General features: G+C 71.6%; 3 protein-coding genes. 1 reads left to right on the top strand and 2 read right to left on the bottom strand.

The genetic code is table 11. The features are described from left to right. Positions 1 to 537 (bottom strand): arginase family protein (locus AB0C29_RS43520; RefSeq protein ID WP_360833540.1); only part of this gene is annotated, 537 nt, incomplete at its 3' end. A 24-nt stretch (positions 538 to 561) separates the two neighbouring features. After that, positions 562 to 1,536, bottom strand: coding sequence for an NAD(P)-dependent alcohol dehydrogenase (locus tag AB0C29_RS43515; protein WP_360833539.1), 975 nt, complete (start codon positions 1,534 to 1,536; stop codon positions 562 to 564). A gap of 90 nt (positions 1,537 to 1,626) precedes the next feature. Here AB0C29_RS43515 and AB0C29_RS43510 point away from each other — a divergent pair, with 90 nt between their 5' ends. Then, on the top strand, positions 1,627 to 2,307 hold the full coding sequence (locus AB0C29_RS43510; protein WP_360833537.1) for a TetR/AcrR family transcriptional regulator C-terminal domain-containing protein: 681 nt from the start codon (positions 1,627 to 1,629) through the stop codon (positions 2,305 to 2,307). Positions 2,308 to 2,444: the final 137 nt, after the last annotated feature.

The following is a 2,444-nucleotide window of genomic DNA, read 5'->3' as shown; positions in this document are numbered from 1 at the left end:
CAGCCGGGCGTAGAAGTGCTGGGCCACCCGGTCCTGACGGTCCTCGACCAGGCCCCAGCTCTCCTTGAGGACGGTCGACAGGCTGGTCATCACTGTCGCGGTCGCCGCCGTCCAGCACCGGCCGGTGACCATGGCGAGGCCCTGCCCGTCGAGGAACCCGCCCGGGTCCGTCCCGGGGGTGTTGAAATCGCCGTGCGCGTCGAACCACACCAGCCCGGTCTCCGGCGCCGACCCGGCCAGGACGCCGAGGGTCGCGTTGCAGTTGCCGGACATCAGCAGGGGCACCTGGCCGGCCGAGCGGGCGGCAGCCGTCTCGGCGGCGATCATCCGGTGCAGTTCGAAGGCGGTGGTCAGCTCGGCCTGCCACGCCGAGGACACCGTCAGGCGCTGATGCTGCACCGGGTGGCCGCGATCGCGAAGCCGTTGCGGCGCACCGGCTTCCACCAGGGCCAACGGTCCCGCGCCCATCCGCTGCCCGTGGTGGCCCGAGTCGTAGGGCGCCTCGAGCAGCCTGATCGCCGACGGTTCGAAGATCATGGCCCATGCTAACTTCCGCGTCTCTCACACGGTGAGGACGACCTTCGCGCGGGCGTGCTCCTCCTCGACGTACCGGATGGCCTCGGCCGTCTCGCTCAGCGGGTGGGTGCGGTCGATGACCGGGGTGAGCGTGCCGGCCTCGGCGAGCTCCCGCAGGGTCGCGAGGTTGGCCCCGCTGGGCACCGCCTCCAGCGTGGTCACCCGGTGGCGGACGAAGCGGGCCAGCAGCCGGCCCTTGACCACGAGGCCGATCGGCCCGACCAGGCTGCCGCCCTCGGACACGCCGCCGCCGGACAGCACGAGCGTGCCGGTGGGTGTGAGGGCGCGGCGCAGGTCGGCCAGGGAACGGTTGCCGACCAGGTCGAACACGACGTCGTAGCGCTGTCCGGCCCGCGTGAAGTCCTCCCGGGTGTAGTCGACGACGTGGTCCGCGCCGAGCGACCGGACCAGCTCGGCATTGCGGGTGCTGCAGACGGCGGTCACCTGCGCGCCGAAGGACTTGGCGAGCTGCACGGCGAACGTGCCGACGCCGCCGGAGGCGCCGTTGATGAGCACCTGCTGCCCCGGCCGCACGCGGGCCACGTCACGCAGGCCCATCAGGGCGGTGTTGCCGGCCAGTGGGATCGCCGCGGCCTGCTCGAAGCTGAGGTTGGCCGGCTTCCGCTCCACCAGGTCGTCCGGGACGCTCACGTACTCGGCGAACGCCGCCTCGACCTCGCCGTACACCTCGTCGCCGGGGCTGAACCGGGTCACGTCGCCGCCCACCGCCTCCACCACTCCCGCGAAGTCCGTGCCGCGGATCCGCACCTTGGGAGCGCGCAGGCCGAACGCGGCCCGGGCGAGGTACGGATCGCCGCGCATGAAGTGCCAGTCACGGGCGTTGACGGCGGCGGCGCGGACCCGGACCAGCACCTCGTTCCCGGCCGGTACCGGCTTGTCGACCTCCTGGAACCGCAGCACATCGGGTGGGCCGTACCGGTCGTGGACGATCGCCTTCATGACGCCTCCTCAGCTCAGGTGTACGGCGTACACCACAGCCCGGACGGTAGGGTGTACGCCGTACACCTGTCAAGCCCCCGGAGGTAGCCGATGACCCCGCCCGCGGAGAGACGCGCCCCGCTGAGCAGGGAGCGCGTGCTGCGAGCGGCCGTCGCCCTCGCCGACGACGCCGGCATCGAATCGCTCAGCATGCGCAAACTCGCCCAGGAACTCGGTGTCGTGCCGATGGCGCTCTACAAGCACGTGGCCAACAAGGACGAACTGCTCGACGGCATGGTCGACGTCGTCGTCGGCGAGATCGATCCGCCCGTCGCCGGCACCGGCTGGAAAGCCGCCGTCCGGCAGCGGATCCTCTCGGCCCGCAGTGCCCTGCAGCGACACTCCTGGGCGGCGCAGGTGATCGAGTTCCGCACCACGCCGACCCCGGCCGTGCTGGCCTACCTGAACTCAATGATCGGCCTGTTCCGCGAGGGCGGCCTCTCCCTCGACCTCACCCATCACGTCATGCACGCGATGGGCAGCCGGATCCTCGGCTTCAGCCAGGAGCTGTTCACCGCCGCGCCCGCCGCCGGACCGCCCCCGGCGGCCATGGCGGCGCAGCTGGCGAAAGCGTTCCCGTACGTGGCCGAGCTGGCCATGGCAGCGGCTCACACAGAGGACTCGGTCGTCGGCGGGGGCTGCGACGACCAGTTCGAGTTCGAGTTCGCGCTGGACCTGCTGCTGGAGGGCATCGAGCGACGGCATAGACGCGGCTGGATCTCGGCACAGTAAAGTCACCTTGTAATAAAAGCCTTCCCCAATCCCCAGGAGGCCTCGTGAGGCGATCCATCAGCGCGGCGCTCGCCGTCGTGACGACAGCGGGCACCGTGCTCGCCGCGGGCCTGCCCGCCGCGGCCGGCCGGCCCGTG

This window comes from Actinoplanes sp. NPDC048791 (assembly GCF_040650095.1).
GTDB lineage: Bacteria > Actinomycetota > Actinomycetes > Mycobacteriales > Micromonosporaceae > Actinoplanes.
This window is presented reverse-complemented; position numbering and strand designations above follow the sequence as displayed.